Below are 23,311 nucleotides of genomic sequence, written 5' to 3'. Positions count from 1 at the left end.
GTACCTGAAACCGTGTGCCTACAAGCCGTGGGAGCGTCGCACGCCGGTTTGCCGGCGTGTCGTGACTGCGTGCCTTTTGAAGAATGAGCCTGCGAGTTTGCGGTGCGTTGCGAGGTTAACCCGTGTGGGGAAGCCGTAGCGAAAGCGAGTCCGAACAGGGCGACCGTAGTAGCGTGCCCAAGACCCGAAGCGGAGTGATCTAGCCATGGGCAGGGTGAAGCGGCTGTAAGAGGTCGTGGAGGCCCGAACCCACCAGGGTTGAAAACCTGGGGGATGACCTGTGGTTAGGGGTGAAAGGCCAATCAAACTCCGTGATAGCTGGTTCTCCCCGAAATGCATTTAGGTGCAGCGTCGCGTGTTGCTTGCCGGAGGTAGAGCACTGGATAGGCGATGGGCCCTACCGGGTTACTGACCTTAGCCAAACTCCGAATGCCGGCAAGTCAGAGCGCGGCAGTGAGACTGTGGGGGATAAGCTCCATGGTCGAGAGGGAAACAGCCCAGAGCATCGACTAAGGCCCCCAAGCGTGTGCTAAGTGGGAAAGGATGTGGAGTCGCAGAGACAACCAGGAGGTTGGCTTAGAAGCAGCCATCCTTGAAAGAGTGCGTAATAGCTCACTGGTCAAGTGATTCTGCGCCGACAATGTAGCGGGGCTCAAGCACACCGCCGACGTCGTGTCATCGGCACATCAACCTCCAACGGGGGTGTCGATGGGTAGGGGAGCGTCGTGTGCCGGGTGAAGCCGCGCCGGAAGGCAGTGGTGGACGGTTCACGAGTGAGAATGCAGGCATGAGTAGCGATACAGGAGTGGGAAACTCCTGCGCCGATTGACCAAGGGTTCCTGGGTCAAGCTGATCTGCCCAGGGTAAGTCGGGGCCTAAGGCGAGGCCGACAGGCGTAGTCGATGGATAACCGGTTGATATTCCGGTACCCGCTGTGGAGCGCAAGGGCCGAGCCCGGTGATGCTAAGTCCGTGAAGCCGCCCGTGCCCTTCGGGGTGCGGTGCCGGTGGAGCCGACGGCCCGATCCGGTAGTAGGTGAGTGATGGGGTGACGCAGGAAGGTAGTCCAGCCCGGGCGGTGGTTGTCCCGGGGTAAGGGTGTAGGGCGCCAGGCAGGTAAATCCGTCTGGCACGAGGCCTGAGACCTGATGCCGAGCCGATGGTGGCGAAGTGGATGATCCTATGCTGTCGAGAAAAGCCTCTAGCGAGTTGCACGGCGGCCCGTACCCCAAACCGACTCAGGTGGTCTGGTAGAGAATACCGAGGCGTTCGGGTGAACTATGGTTAAGGAACTCGGCAAAATGCCCCCGTAACTTCGGGAGAAGGGGGGCCACATCCGGTGATCGCCCGTGCGGTGTGAGCCGGGGGTGGCCGCAGAGACCAGCGAGAAGCGACTGTTTACTAAAAACACAGGTCCGTGCGAAGCCGTAAGGCGAGGTATACGGACTGACGCCTGCCCGGTGCTGGAACGTTAAGGGGACCGGTCAGTCATCCTTCGGGGTGGCGAAGCTGAGAACTTAAGCGCCAGTAAACGGCGGTGGTAACTATAACCATCCTAAGGTAGCGAAATTCCTTGTCGGGTAAGTTCCGACCTGCACGAATGGCGTAACGACTTCTCGACTGTCTCAACCATAGGCCCGGTGAAATTGCACTACGAGTAAAGATGCTCGTTTCGCGCAGCAGGACGGAAAGACCCCGGGACCTTTACTACAGCTTGATATTGGTGTTCGGTTCGGCTTGTGTAGGATAGGTGGGAGCCGGTGAAGCATGCACGCCAGTGTGTGTGGAGGCGTTGTTGAAATACCACTCTGGTCGTGCTGGATGTCTAACCCGGGTCCGTGATCCGGATCGGGGACAGTGTCTGGTGGGTAGTTTAACTGGGGCGGTTGCCTCCCAAAGGGTAACGGAGGCGCCCAAAGGTTCCCTCAGCCTGGTTGGTCATCAGGTGGTGAGTGTAAGTGCACAAGGGAGCTTGACTGTGAGACTGACGGGTCGAGCAGGGACGAAAGTCGGGACTAGTGATCCGGCGGTGGCTGGTGGAAGCGCCGTCGCTCAACGGATAAAAGGTACCCCGGGGATAACAGGCTGATCTTCCCCAAGAGTCCATATCGACGGGATGGTTTGGCACCTCGATGTCGGCTCGTCGCATCCTGGGGCTGGAGTCGGTCCCAAGGGTTGGGCTGTTCGCCCATTAAAGCGGTACGCGAGCTGGGTTTAGAACGTCGTGAGACAGTTCGGTCCCTATCCGCTGCGCGCGCAGGAGTCTTGAGAAGGGCTGTCCCTAGTACGAGAGGACCGGGACGGACGAACCTCTGGTGTGCCAGTTGTTCTGCCAAGGGCATGGCTGGTTGGCTACGTTCGGGAGGGATAACCGCTGAAAGCATCTAAGCGGGAAGCCTGCTTCGAGATGAGGGCTCCCACCCCCTGGAGGGGGTAAGGCTCCCGGGAGACGACCGGGTTGATAGGCCGGAGATGGAAGCTCCGCAAGGGGTGGAGTTGACCGGTACTAATAGGCCGAGGGCTTGTCCGTAGATGTTCGCGTCCACTGTGTGGGTTCTGAGACCACGACCCGTCTGGCCGGCGGTTGCGTGTGTGTCATGGTGTTTCGGTGGTCAGAGCGAGAGGGAAACGCCCGGTTACATTCCGAACCCGGAAGCTAAGCCTTTCAGCGCCGATGGTACTGCACGGGGGACCGTGTGGGAGAGTAGGACGCCGCCGAACAAGTGTTGTGAGAATGCCCTGCCGGGTTCCCGGCAGGGCATTCTCGCGTTTACGGGATCTCTCGTGCCTTCGGGTTGGGTGGCGTATGCGTTATGACCTGGTGATCTTCGACAACGACGGTGTCCTGGTGGACAGCGAGCCGATATCCAACCGGATTCTCGCGGCCTGTCTGACGGAGCTGGGGCATCCGACCACATACGAGGAATCCATCCGGGACTACATGGGCTCCGCCATGCACCGGGTCCATGATCTGATCCTGGAACGTTCCGGGCAGCGGTTGCCCGACGACTTCGACTCCGTCTTCCACGGCCGGGTCTTCGAAGCCTTCCGGCGTGACCTGCTGCCCGTACCCGGTGTCGGCGAGGTACTGCGGCGCCTCGCCGATGAAGGCGTGCCGTACTGCGTGGCTTCGTCCGGCGGCCATGAGCGGATAAGGGCGGCGCTGGGAAGGACGGGGCTGTACGAGCGGTTCGGGGAGAAGCGGGTCTTCAGTGCGCAGGACGTCGGACGGGGAAAGCCCGCACCGGATCTCTTCCTGCACACCGCCGAGGCGATGGGGGTGCCGCCCGGGCGCTGTGCCGTGGTCGAGGACAGCCCTCTGGGAGTGCGGGCGGCCGTCGCGGCGGGGATGGACGTGTACGGGTTCACCGCCATGACGCCGGGGGAGAGGCTGTCGGGGGCGACGGCGCTGTTCTCCACGATGGACGAGCTGCCCGCCCTCCTCCTGGCCTGAGTCGGCCGGGGCAGGGCGGGAGGCGCCCGGGCCGCCCGATACGGTGGCGGGTATGAGCGGCGGCGCACAGTTGATGTGGGACGAGGCGGTCACCGGATACGACTTCGGGCCCGGGCATCCGATGGACCCGGTACGCCTGAAGCTGACCATGGGACTCGTCGAGGCGTTCGGGCTGCCCGGCGCCTCCGGACTGAAGGTGGTCGCCGCGGCCTCGGCGGGCGACTCCACACTCGGGCTCGTGCACCGCTCCGACTACATCGACACCGTGCGCCGGATCTCCGCGGACCCCCGGGCGGCGGACGGGTCGTACGGCATCGGAACCGAGGACGACCCGGCCTTCGAGGGGATGCACGAGGCCTCGGCGCTGATCGCCGGGCAGTCGGTCGGGGCCGCCGAGGCGGTCTGGCGCGGGGACGTCCTGCACGGCGTGAACTTCGCCGGCGGACTGCACCACGCGATGCCGGGCGGAGCGGCCGGTTTCTGCGTCTACAACGACGCCTCCCTGGCCATCGCCCGGCTGCTGGAACTGGGCGCCGAACGGGTCGCCTACGTGGACATCGACGTCCATCACGGGGACGGCGTCCAGGCGGCCTTCTGGGACGACCCGCGGGTGCTGACGGTGTCGCTGCACGAGCATCCCCGCATGCTCTTTCCCGGGACCGGCTGGCCGGAGGAGACCGGCGGTGAGAAGGCGGAGGGGAGCGCGGTCAACATCGCGGTACCGCCCGGTACATCCGACGGCGGATGGCTGCGGGCGCTGCACGCGGTGGTGCCGGAACTGCTGCGTTCCTTCCGGCCGCAGGTACTGGTGACCCAGCACGGCGCCGACACGCACATCGAGGACCCTCTCGCGCACCTGGCGGTGACCGTCGACGCGCAGCGGGTGGCCGCCGCGGCCTGCCACGACTGGGCGCACGAGTACGCGCAGGGGCGTTGGGTCGCGCTCGGCGGGGGCGGTTACGCGGTGGTCGACGTCGTGCCGCGCTCCTGGACGCATCTGGTGGCGATCGCGGCGGGCGAGCCGATCGCCCCCAAGGCCATGATCCCGGAGGGCTGGCGGCAGCAGGTGTACGCGCGCACCCGGCAGGACGCGCCGCGGCGGATGACGGACGGACGCGAGCCGGTGTGGCCGGACTGGGGGGTGGGATACGACCCGGCGAGCGCCCTGGACCAGGCGGTGCTGGCCGCGCGGCGCTCGGTGTACCCGGCGCACGGGCTGCTGCCGTGAGCCGCCGCGGAGCCGGGTTCCGAGCCGTGTTCAGGCACCGCCGGACCGGCCGGGCGGACTCCGGCGGCTCCCGGGCCTCTACGCTCCCTGTCCGGTGTCCTGTCGGCGGAGGGGCCTCTCGTTCTCGCACCGGCGCAGGGGAGATGTGTCGACATGGCGACCCGGTTCGGGGTACGTCTCCCGCCACCCCCGGTGCTTACGGGGAGTCGCGCTGATTCAGCAGCAGGGAGCGCGTCCGTCGCCCGGTGCGCCGGGCGCACGCCCCCACTCGCTCTTCCCCGGGCGTACGGTCCTCACTGCCGCGGCGGTGGCCGGGGACCGTTGTGGAGCCGGCGGCCGGGGGCCGCGGACGGGCAGCGGGGCAGGTCAGCCGGGTACCGGAGGAACGGACCCGGCCGCCGGGGACGGCCTCGCGGCGTCCGTCGCCCGGCTGGACGGGCGGGCGCGGGCGGGTGCCCCGGCGGATGACTCCATGGCGTCACACGGTTACCGTCCGCCCCCTCGCTATGCGCCCAATCGTTCCCGTCTGTCACATTAGGAGACCGATGGTCACTCCTCTTCCCCACTTGCATCACCCGCCCCTAATCTGGGGAGGAGCGCGCATGCGAGCAGGAGACACCGGAGGGGAAGCCGGTGCCCGACATGTGCGGAAGGTTCAGGTGTGACATGGCTGCTGCCGAGAGGCCTCTGAACGAGGTCGTGTTCCTGACCGTGGCGGAAGTCGCCTCGGTGATGCGAGTGTCCAAGATGACCGTGTACCGCTTGGTGCACAGCGGTCATCTGCCGGCGATCCGGGTGGGCAGGTCCTTCCGGGTGCCGGAGCAGGCCGTCCACGAGTACCTCCGCGAGTCGTACGTGGAGGCGGAGAAGAGCGCGTAACCGCGGAGCGACGGGCTTGTCACCCCCCCCCTCGTGTCACGAGCACCATCCGGCTCCGGGTAGGCTGGGCCGACGTAGGTCGTGTGGGCTCGGACGCCCCGCACCGAGTGACGAAGTGAGCGAGGGTAAGTCGTGGGCTCTGTTATCAAGAAGCGGCGCAAGCGGATGGCCAAGAAGAAGCACCGCAAGCTGCTCAAGCGCACGCGCGTTCAGCGCCGCAACAAGAAGTGAGCGGGCGCGCCGCACACTGACCACCGCCCTCCCACCGCCGTGTCGGTGGGAGGGCGGTGGCGTTCCGCCGTGAAGCGGCGGCCAGCCGATACGGTGGCCGCAGACCCGCCCGCAACCGGTTCGGGCAACAGACCGCGAGGAACGACGAGGAACACGGAGGGCCGCCGGGGCCCGTGGCAGGGTTTCCAGGAGGCGGCCCACCGCACGCTGAGAGGGAGCAACGTTGGGCAAGGTCGTGCTCGTCACTGGCGTCGCCCGCCGGCTCGGCGGGCGCTTCGTACGGCGGATCCTGCGCGAGCCCGACGTCGACCGGGTTGTCGGAGTGGACGCCGTGCCGCCCGGACACCACCTCGGAGGGGCGGAGTTCGTCCGCGCCGACATCCGGCAGCCCTCGGTCGCCGGGGTGCTCGCCGAGCACGACGTGGACACCGTCGTGCACCTGGACGTCAGCGGGGTGCAGCTCCTGCCCGGTACCCGCGCGTCGGTCAAGGAGACCAACGTCATCGGCACCATGCAGCTCCTGGGCGCGTGCCAGAAGGCGCCGTCCGTGCGGCGGCTGGTGGTGAAGTCCAGCACGAACGTCTACGGCTCCTCGTCCCGTGATCCGGCGGTTTTCACCGAGACCACGCCGGCCAAGGCGCTGCCCGGCGGCGGCTTCACCAAGGACATCGTGGAGGTCGAGGAGTACGTGCGCGGGTTCGCCCGCCGCCGTCCCGACGTGGCGGTGACCGTGCTGCGCTTCGCCAACATCCTCGGCCCCGGCGCGGACACGCCGCTCGCGGAGTACTTCCGGCTGCCGGTGCTGCCGACCGTCCTCGGATACGACCCGCGGCTGCAGTTCGTCCACGAGGACGACGTCATCGAGGTGCTGCGGCTGGCGGCCGGGGAGCCGCGGCGCGGCACGCTCAACGCGGGGACGTTCAACATCGCGGGCGACGGGGTACTGCTGCTGTCCCAGGCCGCGCGGCGGCTGGGACGGCCCACGCTGCCCCTGCTGCTGCCGGCGATCCGGTGGACAGGGACCGCGCTGCGCACGGTCGGTGTCACGGACTTCTCGGCCGAGCAGATCCGTCTGCTGACGCACGGCAGGGTCGTGGAGACCACACAGATGCGCGAGGTCCTCGGTTTCGGGCCGCGGTACACCACGGCCGGTGCCTTCGCCGACTTCGCGCGCGCCGGAGGTCCGGGGCTGCTGCCGCCGGAGAGACTCGCACACGCGGTGGACCGCATCGAGGAGGTCGTCCGCCATGGCTGACGCCAAGGTCATTCCCTTCGACGACGACCGGTCGCGCGGCGGCCCGGCACGGACCCCCCGGGGCCGGGCGGCGGGCGGCGGCCGTACCGGCGAGGAGGACCGGGGCGGCGCGCAGACGCCGCTCTCGGCCGTGCCGGAGGCCGGTTCGCAAGCAGGTGCACAGGCCGGTCCGGGGAGCGGTTCCGGGGCGCGGCGGGAGGAACCGGGCCGGGGCGACCGGGACCGCAGGATCGCCGAGGGGCTGGCCTTCCTGCGGCGGCGGATCACCGGGGAGTACGAGGTCGACGAGTTCGGCTACGACGCCGACCTCACCGACAACGTGCTGATGTCGATGCTTCGGCCGGTGTACGAGAAGTACTTCCGGGTCGAGGTGCTCGGCATCGAGAACGTCCCCTCCGAGGGCGGCGCGCTGGTGGTCGCCAACCACTCCGGGACCCTGCCGCTGGACGCGCTGATGCTTCAGGTCGCCGTGCACGACCACCATCCGGCGGGGCGGGCCCTGCGGCTGCTGGCGGCCGATCTGGTCTTCATGCTGCCGGTCGTCAACGAGCTGGCCCGGAAGGCCGGGCACACCCTGGCGTGCACGGAGGACGCCCAGCGGCTGCTGGAGCGGGGCGAGGTCGTCGGCGTGATGCCGGAGGGCTTCAAAGGGCTGGGGAAACCGTTCTCCGAGCGCTACAAGCTCCAGCGGTTCGGGCGCGGCGGCTTCGTCTCCACGGCGCTGCGGACCGGGGTGCCTATCGTGCCGTGCTCGATCGTCGGGGCGGAGGAGATCTACCCGATGGTGGGCGACTTCAGGACGCTGGCACGGCTGCTGGGCATTCCCTACTTCCCGGTCACGCCCACCTTCCCCTGGCTGGGGCCGCTGGGGATGGTGCCGCTGCCGACGAAGTGGACGATCCAGTTCGGCGAGCCGGTCCCGATGGACGACTATCCGCCGGAGGCGGTCGACGATCCGATGCTGATGTTCAACCTCACCGACCAGGTGCGCGAGACGATCCAGCACACCCTCTACCGGCTGCTGGTGAGGCGGCGATCGGTGTTCTTCTGAGCGGTGCCCCGCCGGTACGGGTTCCGGCGGTGTGCGCTCCGGGCGGCCGGTGTTCTCCCGGACACCGGCCGCCCGTCCGCTAGTCGGATTCGTCGCCCGCCTCGATCCCCAGCCCCGGCAGGAGGTTCGGGAGGAGCGGCGGGATGGTGATGTCCGGCTCGGGGAGCCGGGGGGAGCCGTCCGGTGACTCCGACGCGCCGTCCCCGCCGGGGGAGGGCTCCAGCAGGTCGCCGGGGTCGGGCAGGAGCCCCTCCCCGTCCGGGTCGGTGGAGCCTGACGAGTCGGAGGGGCTGGGCTGCCGTTCGCCGTCCCGGCCGCCTTCCTCCGAGCCGTCCGCACCGCTCCCGCCGGTCGCGGATGACGACGGCCGGCCCGTCCGGCCGGCGTCCGGCCGGTCGCCGCGGCCGGTGTCGGCGGCGGAGTCCGTGTCCTCCTGCCCGGGGTCCAGCAGGGGCCTCAGCGGGCCGACCTCGTCCTCTATGGCGTCGAAGAGCGAACTGACCTCGTCGCCCACGTCGGTGAGCTGGACGGGAAGGCCCGCGCGCACCTCGTCCCACTTGGTGCGGTGGGTCCGGGAGAAGGACGACAGCGAGCGGATCGGGGCGATCTCGCCCTCGCGCTCGTACGCCTGGCTGAGCAGCCGGTGGCCCTCGGAGACGTCGTCGCGCATGTGGGAGAGCGTCCTGCGGATTTCGCCGAGCGACTCGTGGTCCAGCGGGCCCGACCGGCCGCGCTCCAGCAGGCGCCGGGCCTCGTTCAGCCGTGTGGAGGCGTGGTCCAGATGGACTCTGCCGCGGTCGGCCTCGTCGTCCGCCATGCCGAGTTTGAGGTCCTCCATGCCCAGTTTGAGGCTGTAGAGGGTGTCACCGGGCAGGGCGTCGGTGCTGGCCACGGCGGCTCCGCCGAGGGCGCCCGCCGCGATGCCGAAGCTCAGGCCGCCCGCCGCCAGCCCCTTGGTGAGCCTCGCCCTGGGCCGCAGTCTGCTCAACGGGCCCGGCAGAGAGGCCCGGTGGGTTCCGCGGCGCCCTGTGCGGGCGGAGCGCGGGCCGGGGACCGAGGCGCCCTCGCCGCTCCCGGCGAAGGCGTTCTCCACGGCGGCGAGGAGCTGTGCCCGCTGTGCGGCCTTGACGTCGGGGTCCATCGACGGTTTCGGCAGGGCGCCGAGCCTGTCGGCCATCGACAGCAGTGCCGTCCGCCCCCCGGACGGCCCGCCCGCCAGCCCGGCCCCCGTCTTCTCCGCCGCCCCGGCCGGGGTCCCGGAGGCCGCGCCCCCGGACCGGTCGGCCGCCGTGCCCTCGGACTCGCGCTCGTCGAGGGCCTGGGCGAAGGCCTTTGCCCGCCGGCTCGGCGATACGGTTCCCATCACGGGCGGCACCTCCTCTCGTCAGCACAGTCGACTCCCTGCCCCACAGGAGGGTTGCACGGCCGTACCGGAGCGGCGGCCCGGACACCGCAGTCCGGACGCGACGGGCCGCGGGGAGTCTGCAAACCGCACAACGACCACCGGTCGACGGGGTTACGCCCTGCGGGGGGCGCGATCGCCCTGCCGGTCTCTGTGAAACGGAACGTCACCGCACGTCACCACATGTCATCGGCTGTCCTCCGGCAGCAGTCGGGCCAGGGTCCGCACCGCCCGGTACTGGAGGGTCTTGATCGCGCCCTCGTTCTTCCCCATGACCCGCGCGGTCTCGGCGACCGACAGCCCCTGCAGGAAGCGGAGCGTCACGCACTCCTGCTGCTGCGGGTTGAGCCGGCGGACGGCGTCCAGCAGGGTGGCGTTGGAGAGGGACTCCAGGACCGAATCCTCCGGGCTGCGCTCCACCTCGTTGGCGTCGAGCATCTCGCCGGTGGTCACTTCGAGGCGGAAACGGCTCGACTTGAAGTGGTCCGCCACCAGGTTGCGTGCGATGGTGACCAGCCAGGCGCCGAAGTCCCGGCCCTGCCAGGTGAAGGTGCCGATCCGGCGCAGGGCGCGCAGGAACGTCTCGCTGGTGAGGTCCTCGGCCGTGGCCCGGCCGCCGACGCGGTAGTAGATGTAGCGGTAGACGGTGTCGGAGTACTGGTCGTAGAGGCACCCGAAGGCCTCGGCCTCGCCGCCCTGGGCGCGTTCGACGAGATCCATCATGCGGCGGCTGTCGCCGTCCACCGGGCGCCGGGCGGTGCCCGGGGCGGCCGCGGTGCGGGTGCGGCGGCCCACCGCGGCGGTGCCGGCGGCTCCCTCGGCCATGGCGTAGACGGGGCCTGCGGGGACAGGTGCGGCGAGGGCGGGGACGGCGTGCGCGGAGGGGACGAGGACGCGCAGCTGGTCGATGACCAGCGTGCGCAGCGCAGCCAGGCCCGAGGCGTCAACCCCGACGTGTGGGTACACGGGACTCCCAGAGGCAGAGCTTCCATCACGTGCAGTGCGGGACCGTCCGCCCGTCACAAGGGCGTGTGGACACCGGATTGCGTCTGAGGAGAATAACGCTTCGTGCAGACCGTGCTACACCTAGTTGCCGAAATCGCCGGTTAGGTTCGCTCTGTTATGTGTTCACGGCTACTCGGGCGGCCAACCGGGATGCCGGTCCGATCGGTTCGTGTCACTTTCCGACCGACCGTCGGTTCGCTTGTGGCCGGAGGGTGGTTTCCGTCCGAACTGGCGACCGGTGCGGCGGCTTCAGCGGCGACGGCGCTGGATCGCCATGGCCGCGGCGGCGCCTCCGGCCACCGCGCCCACTCCGGCCGCGGCCGGGATGCCCACCTTCGCCGCCTTCCGGCCGGTCCGGTAGTCGCGCAGCCGCCAGCCCCGCTGGCGCGCGTGGGCGCGCAGCCTGCTGTCGGGGTTGATGGCGTACGGATGCCCGACCAGCGAGAGCATCGGGATGTCGTTGGCCGAGTCGCTGTAGGCGGCGCAGCGGGAGAGGTCCAGGTCCTCGGCGGCGGCCAGCGCGCGTACCGCCTCCGCCTTCGCCGGGCCGTGCAGCGGCTCGCCGACCAGGCGTCCGGTGTAGACGCCGTCGACGGACTCGGCGACCGTGCCCAGGGCGCCGGTCAGCCCCAGCCGGCAGGCGATGATCGTGGCGGTCTCCACGGGGGCCGCGGTGACCAGCCACACCTTCTGGCCCGCGTCCAGGTGCGCCTGGGCCAGTGCGCGGGTGCCCGGCCAGATCCGGCCGGCCATGTACTCGTCGTAGATCTCCTCGCCGATCTCCATCAGCTCCGAGACGCGGTGGCCCTTGACGATGGACAGCGCGCTGTCGCGGGCGTCCTGCATGTGCTCGGCGTTCTCCGAGCCCGCGAGCCGGAACCAGGCCTGCTGCCAGGCGAAGCGGAACAGCTCGCGCTTGTGGAAGAACTTCCGCTTGTACAGGCCGCGGCCGAAGTGGAACAGGGCCGCGCCCTGCATGATCGTGTTGTCCAGGTCGAAGAAGGCCGCGGCCCTGGTGTCACCGTGGACCGGGAACTCCGGCTCCGCCGGTTTCCCCGCCTCGCCGGGGACGGGCGCTTCGACCTCCCGCGAGGTCTTGCGCGCCGCCTCGGCGGCGGCCTCGCCTGCGAGAACGCTGCGAGCCGTCGCCGAACGCCTGCGGGGAACGAGCCATCCAAGTGCGGCCATGCCGCGAGCATAGCCAGTGTTCCGTGGGGTTCCGGTGACGGAGGGGTGTCGGCAGGGCGGGGACTGCGCCAACCGGGGAAAGCGCGTTCCGGGCCCGGCCGGGAGACGGGAGCGGGTGCGGCGGGGGCCGGGCGCGGCGGCACAATGGCGGTCATGAAGACCGTCACTCTCATCGGCAGGCCCGGGTGCCATCTGTGCGACGACGCACGCGTGGTGGTCAGCGAGGTGTGCGCGCAACTGGGCGCGCGCTGGGAGGAGAAGGACATCACGCGGGACGAGGAGCTGTACCGCCGTTACTGGGAGCAGATCCCGGTGGTGCTCGTTGACGGCGCGCAGCACGACTTCTGGCGGGTGGACCCGCGGCGGCTGCGCGCGGCGCTGGAGGGGTGACCGCGGGGGCCGCCACCGGGGGCTCGCGGCGGGGGGCCGGCCGCGTCCCGGCAGCCCCTCAGGGCGTTCCACGGACAGCGGGCCCGCACGTGGGAGGTGCTCCGGGCGGGATCCGGTTCCGTCCGGCGCGTGTGGCACCGGTCACTTTGGCCGGACAAAGCGGACACCGTCTTTGTGCACACGTTCACAAAGGCATAGCCTGGTCGGGACGGAGCGGTCCGGACGCATGTCCAGCGGGTGTCCAGCGGGGCCGCTCACCGTTCCGCTCAGACGGCAGGAGCACCGTGGCAACTGGCCGAACACACCGACCGGCGACCCGTAGCCGAGGAATCCCCGAGGCCACCGTCGCCAGGCTTCCGCTGTACCTGCGGGCGCTCACCGCGCTCTCCGAGCGCTCGGTGCCCACGGTCTCCTCGGAGGAGCTGGCGGCCGCCGCCGGCGTCAACTCCGCCAAGCTGCGCAAGGACTTCTCCTACCTCGGCTCGTACGGCACGCGCGGCGTGGGCTACGACGTCGAGTACCTCGTCTACCAGATCTCCCGCGAGCTGGGCCTGACGCAGGACTGGCCCGTCGTGATCGTCGGCATCGGAAACCTGGGCGCCGCGCTCGCCAACTACGGCGGCTTCGCCTCCAGGGGCTTCAGAGTCGCCGCGCTGATCGACGCGGACCCGTCGACGGCCGGGAAGCCGGTCGCGGGCATACCGGTGCAGCACACCGACGAACTCGAGACGATCATCGAGGAGAACGGCGTCTCCATCGGTGTCATCGCCACCCCCGCCGGAGCCGCGCAGCAGGTCTGCGACCGGCTCGTGGCCGCCGGGGTGACCTCCATCCTCAACTTCGCGCCGACCGTGCTGTCCGTGCCCGACGGTGTGGACGTGCGCAAGGTCGACCTCTCCATAGAACTGCAGATCCTCGCCTTCCACGAGCAGCGCAAGGCCGGTGAGGAGGCGCCCGGCGACGGCGGTGCCGACACCACCCCGCCCGCGGCGCCGCCCGCCGCGGCCGTGCGCCGCCGCGGTGAGGGAACCGAACCCGGGCCTGACGGGGACGTGCCCGCCGTGATGCCCGCATGAACGAACGAGTGACCGTGAGACACGTCACGCGCGCACCGCACGCCGTACGGTCCGAGCGGAGTGGGGGACGCGCATGAGTCTGCTGGTAGTGGGGCTGAGCCACCGCAGCGCACCGGTGAGCGTCCTGGAGAGTGCCTCGCTGGCGCCCGAGGTTCGCGGCAAGCTCCTGCAGGACGCGGTCGGTGCCGGGCCCACCTCCGAGGCCGCGGTGCTCTCCACCTGCAACCGCACCGAGCTCTACGCTGACGTCGACAAGTTCCACGCCGGCGTCGCCGAGCTGTCCTCCCTGCTGGCCCGCTACAGCGGCGTCGGCCTGGAGGAGCTGACTCCGTACCTGTACGTCCACTACGAGGACCGGGCCGTCCACCACCTGTTCTCGGTGGCCTGCGGGCTGGACTCGATGGTCGTCGGCGAGGGGCAGATCCTCGGCCAGATCAAGGACGCACTGGCCGTGGCGCAGGACCAGCACACCGCCGGGCGGCTGACGAACGACCTGTTCCAGCAGGCGCTGCGGGTCGGCAAGCGGGCGCACAGCGAGACCGGTATCGACCGGGCCGGGCAGTCCCTGGTCACCTTCGGCCTGGAACAGCTCGCCTGCGGGCGCCCGGTCGCCGAGTGGGTGCGCGGCCGGCGCGCCCTGGTGATCGGCGCCGGCTCGATGTCCTCCCTGGCCGCCACGGTGCTCGCACGCGCCGGTGTCACCGAACTGGTGATCGCCAACAGGACGCTGGAGCGCGCCCGCCGCCTGGCCGCCGGGCTCCACGGCGGCCGGCTCACCGCGCGCGCCGTGCCCGCCCACGACATGTCCGCCGAGCTCCCGCACGCGGACGTCGCCGTCTCCTGCACCGGCGCCACCGGGCTGGTGCTGACGGCCGGCGACCTGTCGGCCGCGCTCGCCGCGCGTGCGGACTCCCGCGCCTCCCGCGAGGAGCCGATGGCGCTGCTCGACCTGGCCATGCCCCGTGACATCGACGCCGCCGCGCACCGCCTGGAAGGCGTACGGTTGGTGGACATCGAGTCGCTGGCCGAGGCCTCCGCCGACGCGCCCATGGCCGCGGACGTCGACAAGGTGCGCGGCATCGTCGCCGACGAGGTCGCGGCCTTCGGCGCAGCCCAGCGGGCCGCGACGATCACGCCCACCGTGGTCGCGCTGCGCGCCATGGCCGCCGACGTCGTCGCGGCCGAGATGGCGCGCCTGGACGGGCGCCTCCCCGGACTCGACGCCAAACAGCGCGCCGAGATCACCCAGACCGTGCGCCGGGTCGTCGACAAGCTGCTGCACGCGCCGACCGTGCGCGTCAAGCAGCTCGCCGGTGAACCGGGCGGCGCCGGATACGCCGACGCGCTGCGAGAGCTCTTCGACCTCGACCCGCAGACCGTCGCGGCCGTCAGTAACCCCGAACAGGAGCGGCAATGAGCACCAACGCACCCCCGCCGCTGAAGCTGGGCACCCGCCGCAGCCGACTCGCCATGGCCCAGTCCGGGCAGGTGGCCGAGCGGGTCCGGCAGCTCACCGACAGGCCCGTCGAGCTGGTGGAGATCACCACCTTCGGCGACGTCTCCCGTGAGCACCTCGCCCGGATCGGCGGCACAGGGGTCTTCGTCTCCGCGCTGCGCGACGCGCTGCTCGGCGGCGAGATCGACTTCGCCGTTCACTCGCTGAAGGATCTTCCCACCGCCCAGCCGGAACAGTTGGCGCTGGCGGCCGTGCCGGCCCGGGAGGACCCCCGTGACGCGCTGGTCGCCCGCGACGGCCTCACCTTCGAGGAACTGCCCGACGGGGCGCGGGTCGGCACCGGCTCGCCGCGCCGCATGGCGCAGCTGGCCGCCTGGGCCCGGTCGCTGGGCCGGGACATCGGGATCGTGCCGATCCGGGGCAACGTCGACACCCGCATCGGGTACGTGCGCTCCGGCGAACTGGACGCGGTCGTCCTCGCCGCCGCCGGGCTGAGGCGCGTCGGCCTGATCGGCGAGGCCACCGAACTGCTCGACCCCGGCGTGGTGCTGCCCGCACCCGGCCAGGGGGCGCTGGCCGTCGAGTGCGCGGCCTCGCGCACGGACCTCGCAGCCCTGCTCGCCGAGCTCGACGACCCGCGCACGCGGGCCGCCGTGACCGCCGAGCGAACCCTGCTCGCCGCTCTGGAAGCCGGTTGCAGTGCGCCCGTCGGAGCACTGGCCGATCTCCCGGCGGACGGGCAGGATGTCACCGAACTGCGCCTGCGCGGTGTCGTCGGCACGACCGACGGCGCCACACTGGTGCAGTTGTCCACCACCGGTCGCGTACCGGCGTCCGCCGGTGAGGCGCTCCCCCTGGCCCAGGCCATGGGGCGTGAACTCGCCGACGAGATGCTCGCCAAAGGCGCGGCCGGTCTGATGGGGGAGCGAGCACATTGAACCCCACCACCGATCACTCGTACGGCGCCCACGGGCACGTCACCTTCCTCGGTGCCGGGCCCGGGGACCCGGGACTGCTGACGCTGCGCGCCGTCGAGGCGCTGGCGCAGGCCGATGTACTGGTCGCCGACCCGCAGGTGTACGACGTCGTGCGGGCGCACGTGCGGGCAGGTGTCGACACCCCGCTCCAGGCAGCAGGTGACGGCACGTCAACAGCGTCCGCGGGTGCCGACGATGCCGTAAATCTTGTCATGAGGGCCGTGCGCGGCGGCAAGCGGGTCGTCCGTGCGGTCCCCGGCGACCCCGGTCTCGACGCGGACGCGGCGAGCGAGATGCTGGCCTGCGCCTCCGAGGGCGTCACCTTCGAGGTCGTGCCGGGCATCGCCAACGCCGTCGGGGTCCCCGCCTACGCGGGTGTGCCGCTGCGCAACGGCCACGGCGCGGACGTGCGGTTCCTGGACGCGCGGACCGCCGACGCCCAGGCGTGGAACGAGGTCGGCGCCAGCGACGCCACCCTCGTGGTCTCCACGACCCTGGAGACGGTCGCCGCCACCGCCGCCGAGCTGGTCACCGCGGGCCGCAAGCCCGACACCCCGCTGACCGTCACCGTCGACGGCACCACCACCCGGCAGCGCACCTGGACGGCGACGCTGGGCTCCATCGCCCAGACCCTCAAGGCCGCCAAGGCGCTGCCCGCGGCGAACGGCTCCCGGCCGGCGATAGCCGTGGTCGGCGAGCTCAGCGCCGCCGCGCAGCGCGACCGGCTCGCGTGGTTCGAGTCCAAGCCGCTGTTCGGCTGGCAGGTGCTGGTGCCCCGCACCAAGGAGCAGGCCGCCTCGCTCTCCGACCAGTTGCGCTCCTACGGCGCGGTGCCCAGCGAGGTGCCCACCATCGCCGTGGAGCCCCCGCGCACCCCGCAGCAGATGGAGCGCGCGGTCAAGGGCCTGGTCACCGGTCGCTACGAGTGGATCGCCTTCACCTCGGTCAACGCGGTCAGGGCGGTGCGCGAGAAGTTCGAGGAGTACGGCCTGGACGCCCGCGCCTTCGCCGGGATCAAGGTCGCGGCCGTCGGCGACCAGACCGCGAAGGCGCTGGTCGACTTCGGCGTCAAGCCCGACCTGGTGCCCAGCGGCGAGCAGTCCGCGGCCGGGCTGCTGGAGGACTGGCCTCCCTACGACCCGGTCTTCGACCCGATCGACCGGGTCTTCCTGCCGCGCGCCGACATCGCCACCGAGACGCTGGTGGCGGGTCTGATCGAGCTGGGCTGGGAGGTCGACGACGTCACCGCCTACCGGACGGTGCGCGCCTCGCCGCCGCCGGCCGAGACACGGGAGGCGATCAAGGGCGGCGGGTTCGACGCCGTGCTGTTCACCTCCTCCTCCACCGTCCGCAACCTCGTCGGGATCGCGGGCAAGCCGCACAACGTGACCGTGATCGCGTGCATCGGCCCGGCGACGGCGAAGACCGCCGAGGAGCACGGACTGCGCGTGGACGTCATGGCGCCGGAGCCGTCGGTGCACAAGCTGGCCGAGGCGCTGGCGGAGTTCGGCGCCAGGCGCCGGGACGCGATGATCGAGGCCGGCGAGGCGGTGCAGCGGCCCAGCGAGAAGCGTCCGGCCAGGAGGAGGGCACGGACATCGTGACGATCGGCAAGGGCACGTACGGCAGCGGTTACGACGCGGGGCGCGGCGGCTACGGGGACTTCCCCGTGGTGCGCCCCCGGCGGCTGCGCACCACCCCGGCGATGCGCCGGATGGTCGCCGAGCACCGGCTGCACCCGGCCGATCTGATCCTGCCCGTCTTCCTGCGGGAGGGCATCGGCGAGCCGGTGGAGATCTCTTCGATGCCGGGCGTGTACCAGCACACCCGCGAGACCCTGCGCAGGGCGGCGGCCGAGGCCGTGGCGGCGGGCGTGGGCGGGATCATGATCTTCGGCGTGCCCGAGGAGGGGAAGAAGGACGCCACCGGGTCCTGCGGCACGGACCCCGACGGCATCCTCCAGGTGGCGCTGCGCGATGTGCGCGCGGAGGTCGGGGACGACCTGGTCGTCATGTCCGACCTGTGCCTGGACGAGTTCACCGACCACGGCCACTGCGGAGTCCTGGACGAGCGTGGCCGGGTGGACAACGACGCCACGCTGGAGCGGTACGCCGAGATGGCGTGCGTCCAGGCCGAGGCGGGCGCGCACGTGCTGGGGCCCAGCGGGATGATGGACGGCCAGGTCGCCTTCGTCCGCCGCGCCCTGGACGAGGCCGGCCACCAGGACGTGGCGATGCTGGCCTACACGGCCAAGTACGCCTCCGCGTTCTACGGCCCCTTCCGCGAGGCGGTGGACTCCTCGCTGACGGGCGACCGCAAGGCCTACCAGCAGGACCCGGCCAACGCGCGGGAGTCGATGCGCGAGCTGGCGCTCGACCTGGCCGAGGGCGCGGACATGGTGATGGTCAAGCCCGCGCTGCCCTACCTGGACGTGCTGCGCCGGGTGGCGGACGCGGTGGACGTGCCCGTGGCGGCCTACCAGGTCTCCGGCGAGTACGCGATGGTCGAGGCCGCCGCGCAGCGCGGCTGGATCGAGCGGGACCGGGCGATCATGGAGACGCTCACCGGCGCCAGGCGGGCCGGCGCGGACATGATCCTGACCTACTGGGCCACGGAGGCGGCCCGGCGGCTGCGCTGAGCCGCCGGGTGCGCCCGGGGCCGGGCGGGGCCCGGACGCGGCGCCGTACCGCCGGGTGTGCCGAGCGGACGCGTCAGCCCTTGACGCAGACGACCTGCCGCAGCTTCGCGACCACCTCGACCAGATCGCGCTGCCGCTCGACGACCTGCTCGATCGGCTTGTACGCGGCCGGGATCTCGTCGACGACACCGGAGTCCTTGCGGCACTCCACGCCGCGGGTCTGCTCCTCCAGGTCCCGCGCGGTGAACCGCTTCTTCGCCGCGTTGCGGCTCATCCGCCGCCCCGCGCCGTGGGAGGCGGAGTTGAAGGAGGCGGCGTTGCCCAGACCGCGCACGATGTAGGAGCCGGTGCCCATCGAGCCGGGGATGATGCCGTACTCGCCGCCGCCCGCGCGGATGGCGCCCTTCCGGGTGACCAGCAGGTCCATGCCGTCATAGCGCTCCTCGGCCACGTAGTTGTGGTGGCAGGAGATGACCGGCTCGAAGGAGGGGGCCGCCTTCCCGAACTCCCGCCGGATCACGCCCTTGAGCAGGCTCATCATGACCGCACGGTTGCGCCTGGCGTACTCCTGCGCCCAGAACAGGTCGTTGCGGTACGCCTCCATCTGGGGGGTGCCGGCGACGAACACGGCCAGGTCGCGGTCGATCAGGTCCTGGTTGTGGGGGAGCTTGCGGGCCACGCCGATGTGGTACTCGGCCAGCTCGTTGCCGATGTTGCGGGATCCGGAGTGGAGCATCAGCCAGACGGCGCCGTCCTCGTCCAGGCAGACCTCGACGAAGTGGTTGCCGCCGCCGAGCGTCCCCATCTGCCGGGTGGCCCGTTCCCTGCGGAAGTGGACGGCCTCGGTGACGCCGTCGAAACGGGACCAGAAGCCGTCCCAGCCGGAGGCGGGCGCGTCCCGCAGGCCGCCCGGGTCGACGGGGTCGTCGTGCATGCCGAAGCCGACCGGGACGGCCCGCTCGATGCGCGAGCGCAGCCGGGAGAGGTCGCCGGGCAGGTCGTTCGCGGTCAGGGAGGTCCGTACCGCCGACATGCCGCAGCCGATGTCCACGCCGACCGCCGCCGGGCAGACCGCGCCCTCCATGGCGATGACCGAGCCGACGGTGGCGCCCTTGCCGTAGTGGACGTCCGGCATGACCGCCAGGCCCCTGATCCACGGGAGCGTCGCGGTGTTGCGCAGCTGACGCATCGCACCGTCCTCGACGCCTGACGGGTCGGCCCACATCCGGATCGGCACACGGGCCCCGGGAACCTCGGTGTACGACATGTTCGTTCGTCCCCCTGACGAAGAAGTGCGAGCACGCTCTGCCACATGCGTGCGAAACGCGCACGGATCGCGTGCGAACCGCGTACGTCCGCACACACAAGGCGGACGTATTACTGCATATGTACCGATGGGTGGAGGTCCCGCGGCGCGCGTGACGCACATCGTGCGATAGACATTGTGTTCTGTCGTGGTCGTACGGCGGCAACGTGTTTTCGAGCGTTCGCGCGGACATGAGGAGTTGGGCAGTGCAGCGGAAGGCATGCGCCACCGGCGCGGCGCTCGTCGCCGTGCTGGCCGTCGGGACCGTCGGCTGCACCGGCGGCTCCGGCACGGGCGGCGCCGCGGCCGACAGCAAGCCCGGCACGGTCGGCACCGCCGCCGTCACGGCTCCGCCCGGCACCTACCGCGATCTGCCCGAGCCCTGCGACGCGGTCGACACCGGTGTGCTGAAGGCGATGCTGCCCGGTGCCGGAAGCGCCTCCCCGAAGGACGGCGCGGAGGGCGGCGACGAAACCCCGGCGGCGTACGAGGGCGAGCAGACCGTCACCTACGACGACGACCGCCGGGTCGGCTGCCGCTGGAAGAGTTCCACCGGCATGGGCAGCCGCCACCTCCTGGTGGACTTCGAGCGGGTCGTGTCGTACGACCCCGCCGTCAGCGACGACGAGCGCGCGGTGCGCCTGTACGAGGACATGGTGCTGGAGGCGGGCATCCCCGGCTCGCCGCCCGCGGACGAGGAGTCCCCCGGCTCCGGGGAGGAGACGGACGGGGACGGGGCCGGCGCGGAGGAGGCCGGGGACACCGGCGAGGCGCCGGAGGAGAGCGGCGAGCCCGCCGAAGGCGGCGCGGAGGACGGCGAGGACGGTGCCCGTGACGGCAGCGGCGAGCCGGACGGCGCCGTCCCGCAGCCCGCCCCCGGCGCGGCGCTGGCCCCGCGCCCCCTGGAGGACGTCGGGGAGGCCGCGTACATCGACGACGAGCTGGTCACCGCGGATTCGGGCGTCCACCGCGACATCACCCTGGTCTTCCGCACCGGGAACGTCATCGTCACCGTCGAGTACGAGCAGTGGGTGACGGACAAGCGCAGGCTGCCCGACAGCGCCGAACTGCAGGAGAAGGCGCTGAAGCTGGCGGGCCGGCTCGCCGGGGAGTTCCAGGACTGACCCCCGCCCGCGGGCCCGGTCCCGCGCGCCCCGCGTCCCCACCGGGGACTGAGACGACGGACACACCCGGCCCCGGCGCCGCCCGGCAGGGCCCGCGGCCGTTCTAGGCTGCTGCGGTGTCGTCGCCCGATTGGCGTACCGTCGTGCCGTCCGACAGGGCGTGCCCGGCGCCCAGCACATCCGGAAGCGAAGGAACCATGCACCGTAACGCCACGCGCACCGCCGTCCGCACCCTCGCCTGCGCCGCCGTGCCCATGCTGCTGGTCGCGGGCTGCTCCTCCGACTCCGGTGGCGACGACTCCGCCAAGCCCTCGCCCAGCGCCTCCGCCTCCAGCGCGTCCCCGACCCCGGCGCCGGTGAAGTTCACCACCCTGCCCGACCCCTGCAAGACCCTCTCGGGGGACACGGTCGGCGATGTGGTGCCCGAGGCGAAGAAGAAGGGAAAGAACCTCGGCTCCAAGGACGCCGACGGCTACGGCACCTGCCTGTGGAGCGGTCTGGACGACTACCAGTACCGGGCGCTCACCGTCTCCCTCAAGCGGTTCGACTCCGACGTGACGCTCGGCAGCGGCAGTGAGCGGGCCGCCGAGTACGCCGGCCAGCAGGTGGCCGCCGTCTCGCAGGACGAGGAGAACAAGACGGTCAAGGACACCCCGCTCGACGGGGTCGGCGACCAGGCGACTTCCGTGGCCTTCGAGACGGAGAGGAAGGACGGCAAGAAGACCGAGGAGTACCGCGAGCAGCGGGTCGTCGCCATCACCGGCAACGTCGTGGTGACCGTGGACTACGAGGGCGCCGGCTTCGAGACCGGCAAGACGCCGAAGGCCGAGGACATCCGCGAGAACGCGGAGAAGGCGGCGAAGGAGGCCGTCAAGGCCATCAAATGACCGGGCCGGGCCCTCCGTCCCGTCACCCGCCGCGCGTACCCTGTCTTCCCCTCGGGGACCTTCCGCTCCCCATCCCTCTCGCCGTCCCGGCCGGACGGCGGGCACCGGCGCCGACGACGATCTCGCGAGGACGCAGCAGTGGACCTGACACGCACGCACCGAATACTGATCGGCGTGGTCGTCGCCGGGGCGGTGGTGATCGCGGCGATCGGCTTCGCCGGATCGTACGCCGCCGTCCGCGACCTCGCCGAGCAGAAGGGCTTCGGCGGCTTCGCGCCGTTCTTCCCCATCGGCATCGACGCCGGGATCGTGGTGCTGCTCGCCCTGGACCTGCTGCTGACCTGGATCCGCATCCCCTTCCCGATGCTGCGGCAGACCGCCTGGCTGCTGACGGCCGCCACCATCGCCTTCAACGGCGCCGCCGCCTGGCCCGACCCGCTGGGGGTCGGGATGCACGCGGTGATCCCGGTGCTGTTCGTCGTCGCGGTCGAGGCCGCGCGGCACGCGGTCGGCCGGATCGCCGACATCACCGCCGACAAGCACATGGAGGGCGTGCGGATCTCGCGCTGGCTGCTGGCCTTCCCCTCCACCTTCCGGCTGTGGCGGCGGATGAAGCTGTGGGAGCTGCGCTCCTACGACCAGGTCATCCGCATGGAGCAGGACCGCCTCATCTACGAGGCGCGGCTGCGGGCGCGCTACGGGCGTACCTGGAAGCGGCGGGCGCCGGTGGAGGCGCTGATGCCGCTGCGGCTGGTGCGGTACGGGGTGCCGCTGGCGGAGACCGGGCCGGCCGGACTGGCCGCCGCCGGCATCGACCCGCAGGCGTTCCCCGCCGCGGGCGGGAAGGTTGCGGCCGCGGGCGGGAAGGTTGCGGCCGCGGGCGGGAAGAAGGGGCCGGCCGAGGCGCTTCCCGCGGGCACGTCCGCGGAACGGGCTACCGCGCCCGGCAGCGGGCCCCGGGTCGGTGAGGAGTCCGGGCAGGACGCGGTGGCCCCGGCGGAGGCGGCCGTGCGGGACGGGCACGAGATCCTGCCCCCGTCCTGGAGGTCGGTCGAGGAGGAGGCGGCCGTGCGGGAGGCGGCCGCGGCGCCGCCTCCCGGGCCCGCGCCGTGGGAGACGGCGCAGCGGGAGGCCGTACGGGAGCCGGGGGCCGTACCGCCGGAGGTACCGGAGGAGGCGGCCGCACCCGTGTACGCGACCGGGACCGCGGCGGCCCGCACCGAGGTGACGGTGCCGGTCAACGAGGGAGGCCGCCGACGCCCGATGGGCCGCCCCGGCTCCGACGTCCGGACCGCGCCCGCCCCCGTGCCGGCGCCGCGCCGGGAGGCGGTGCCGGAGCCGGACGCCACCAGGCCGACCGGCATGCCCAGCGGCACCCAGTACACGGAGGTCTACTACCTCGCGTTCCGGGAGTACATGGCCGAGCACGGCCGGCGCCCCAACGCCCGGGAGCTGGCCCGCGCCCTCCACGAGCGCCACAACGTCACCGACGCCGACGGCAGCCTGCTGAGCGAGGGCCACCTCCGTCCTTACCTGCGCGAGTTCCGGGAGCGGTACAACGACGAGATGGGCATGGGGGGCTGACCGCCCGCCGGGGCAGCGCCGGTACGTGCGCGGTCTCAGGACGCGGTACCGGACGGGGACGGCTCACCGGCCGATCCGGAGCCCGGCACGTGCGTCACCCTCGGCGCCGGTACGAGCACCGTGTCCGAGGCCGCCGCCCCGCTCCGGCTGCTGGTCGTGACGCTGGCACTGCCCCGGCGCA

Annotated in this window: 19 protein-coding genes and 2 rRNA genes (1 of these 21 only partly in view); 17 read left to right on the top strand and 4 right to left on the bottom strand. The window is 71.4% G+C overall.

Annotation, left to right across the window (positions count from 1 at the left end; all coding sequences use genetic code 11):
• The 8 genes from ACGRHY_RS11140 to ACGRHY_RS11105 all read left to right on the top strand — a co-directional run.
• Positions 1–2,529 (top strand): 23S ribosomal RNA (locus tag ACGRHY_RS11140) (it extends 591 nt beyond the left edge of the window).
• Between the two features lie 74 nt (positions 2,530–2,603).
• Positions 2,604–2,720, top strand: a 5S ribosomal RNA gene (rrf, locus tag ACGRHY_RS11135).
• 85 nt (positions 2,721–2,805) lie between these two features.
• Positions 2,806–3,453, top strand: a complete 648-nt coding sequence (locus ACGRHY_RS11130) for an HAD family hydrolase (RefSeq protein WP_394635203.1) — start codon at positions 2,806–2,808, stop codon at positions 3,451–3,453.
• Between the two features lie 52 nt (positions 3,454–3,505).
• Entirely contained in the window at positions 3,506–4,681 is a 1,176-nt protein-coding gene (locus ACGRHY_RS11125) for an acetoin utilization protein AcuC (protein ID WP_394635202.1), read from the top strand.
• A 666-nt stretch (positions 4,682–5,347) separates the two neighbouring features.
• Positions 5,348–5,560, top strand: coding sequence for a helix-turn-helix domain-containing protein (locus ACGRHY_RS11120; protein ID WP_158238993.1), 213 nt, complete (start codon positions 5,348–5,350; stop codon positions 5,558–5,560).
• Between the two features lie 132 nt (positions 5,561–5,692).
• Positions 5,693–5,791: a 30S ribosomal protein bS22 gene (locus tag ACGRHY_RS11115; RefSeq protein WP_003948845.1), complete on the top strand. Its 99-nt coding sequence runs from the start codon at positions 5,693–5,695 to the stop codon at positions 5,789–5,791.
• A 223-nt stretch (positions 5,792–6,014) separates the two neighbouring features.
• A complete protein-coding gene (locus ACGRHY_RS11110; protein WP_394635201.1) occupies positions 6,015–7,046 on the top strand; it encodes an NAD-dependent epimerase/dehydratase family protein in 1,032 nt (343 codons plus the stop codon).
• On the top strand, positions 7,039–8,097 hold the full coding sequence (locus ACGRHY_RS11105; RefSeq protein WP_394635200.1) for a lysophospholipid acyltransferase family protein: 1,059 nt from the start codon (positions 7,039–7,041) through the stop codon (positions 8,095–8,097). The genes ACGRHY_RS11110 and ACGRHY_RS11105 overlap by 8 nt, the downstream gene beginning before the upstream one ends.
• 79 nt (positions 8,098–8,176) lie before the next feature.
• Here the strand turns inward: ACGRHY_RS11105 and ACGRHY_RS11100 are convergent, their stop codons facing one another.
• From ACGRHY_RS11100 to ACGRHY_RS11090, 3 genes are all read right to left on the bottom strand, one after another.
• Entirely contained in the window at positions 8,177–9,463 is a 1,287-nt protein-coding gene (locus ACGRHY_RS11100; RefSeq protein ID WP_394635199.1) for a DUF5667 domain-containing protein, read from the bottom strand.
• Positions 9,464–9,685: 222 nt separating this feature from the next.
• Entirely contained in the window at positions 9,686–10,465 is a 780-nt protein-coding gene (locus tag ACGRHY_RS11095; protein WP_394635198.1) for an ECF subfamily RNA polymerase sigma factor, BldN family, read from the bottom strand.
• A gap of 288 nt (positions 10,466–10,753) precedes the next feature.
• Positions 10,754–11,692, bottom strand: coding sequence for an HAD family hydrolase (locus tag ACGRHY_RS11090; protein ID WP_394635197.1), 939 nt, complete (start codon positions 11,690–11,692; stop codon positions 10,754–10,756).
• 144 nt (positions 11,693–11,836) lie between these two features.
• On the opposite strand from ACGRHY_RS11090, the gene ACGRHY_RS11085 reads away from it, so the two are divergent.
• The 6 genes from ACGRHY_RS11085 (at position 11,837) to hemB (ending at position 18,229) form a co-directional block, all read left to right on the top strand.
• A complete protein-coding gene (locus ACGRHY_RS11085; RefSeq protein ID WP_394635196.1) occupies positions 11,837–12,082 on the top strand; it encodes a glutaredoxin family protein in 246 nt (81 codons plus the stop codon).
• A 284-nt stretch (positions 12,083–12,366) separates the two neighbouring features.
• Positions 12,367–13,158, top strand: coding sequence for a redox-sensing transcriptional repressor Rex (locus ACGRHY_RS11080; protein ID WP_394635195.1), 792 nt, complete (start codon positions 12,367–12,369; stop codon positions 13,156–13,158).
• Between the two features lie 73 nt (positions 13,159–13,231).
• Complete coding sequence (locus tag ACGRHY_RS11075) at positions 13,232–14,575, top strand: glutamyl-tRNA reductase (protein ID WP_394635194.1); 1,344 nt, start codon at positions 13,232–13,234, stop codon at positions 14,573–14,575.
• On the top strand, positions 14,572–15,552 hold the full coding sequence (gene hemC / locus ACGRHY_RS11070) for a hydroxymethylbilane synthase (protein ID WP_394635193.1): 981 nt from the start codon (positions 14,572–14,574) through the stop codon (positions 15,550–15,552). The genes ACGRHY_RS11075 and hemC overlap by 4 nt, the downstream gene beginning before the upstream one ends.
• Positions 15,549–17,195 carry a bifunctional uroporphyrinogen-III C-methyltransferase/uroporphyrinogen-III synthase gene (locus ACGRHY_RS11065; protein WP_394635192.1) on the top strand — a complete coding sequence of 549 codons (1,647 nt, stop codon included), beginning with the start codon at positions 15,549–15,551 and terminating at the stop codon, positions 17,193–17,195. The genes hemC and ACGRHY_RS11065 overlap by 4 nt, the downstream gene beginning before the upstream one ends.
• Before the next feature lie 2 nt (positions 17,196–17,197).
• Positions 17,198–18,229, top strand: coding sequence for a porphobilinogen synthase (gene hemB / locus ACGRHY_RS11060; RefSeq protein ID WP_394638001.1), 1,032 nt, complete (start codon positions 17,198–17,200; stop codon positions 18,227–18,229).
• Between the two features lie 73 nt (positions 18,230–18,302).
• Here the strand turns inward: hemB and ACGRHY_RS11055 are convergent, their stop codons facing one another.
• Positions 18,303–19,496 (bottom strand): RtcB family protein, encoded by a 1,194-nt coding sequence (locus tag ACGRHY_RS11055; protein ID WP_394635191.1) that lies wholly within the window; start codon positions 19,494–19,496, stop codon positions 18,303–18,305.
• 245 nt (positions 19,497–19,741) lie between these two features.
• Between ACGRHY_RS11055 and ACGRHY_RS11050 the strand changes: the two genes are divergently transcribed.
• The 3 genes from ACGRHY_RS11050 to ACGRHY_RS11040 all read left to right on the top strand — a co-directional run bounded on the left by ACGRHY_RS11050 (position 19,742) and on the right by ACGRHY_RS11040 (position 23,130).
• Positions 19,742–20,659 carry an ICP22 family protein gene (locus ACGRHY_RS11050; RefSeq protein WP_394635190.1) on the top strand — a complete coding sequence of 306 codons (918 nt, stop codon included), beginning with the start codon at positions 19,742–19,744 and terminating at the stop codon, positions 20,657–20,659.
• Between the two features lie 197 nt (positions 20,660–20,856).
• Positions 20,857–21,546 carry a DUF3558 family protein gene (locus ACGRHY_RS11045; RefSeq protein WP_394635189.1) on the top strand — a complete coding sequence of 230 codons (690 nt, stop codon included), beginning with the start codon at positions 20,857–20,859 and terminating at the stop codon, positions 21,544–21,546.
• A gap of 144 nt (positions 21,547–21,690) precedes the next feature.
• The gene (locus ACGRHY_RS11040) at positions 21,691–23,130 is read left to right on the top strand and encodes a DUF2637 domain-containing protein (protein WP_394638000.1); all 1,440 of its coding nucleotides are present in this window, start codon (positions 21,691–21,693) and stop codon (positions 23,128–23,130) included.
• The last annotated feature ends 181 nt before the right edge of the window (positions 23,131–23,311 follow it).

The organism is Streptomyces shinuiensis, assembly GCF_043660855.1.
GTDB lineage: Bacteria > Actinomycetota > Actinomycetes > Streptomycetales > Streptomycetaceae > Streptomyces.
Note: the sequence above shows the minus strand (reverse complement) of the source record. Positions and strands in the feature narration are given on the sequence as shown.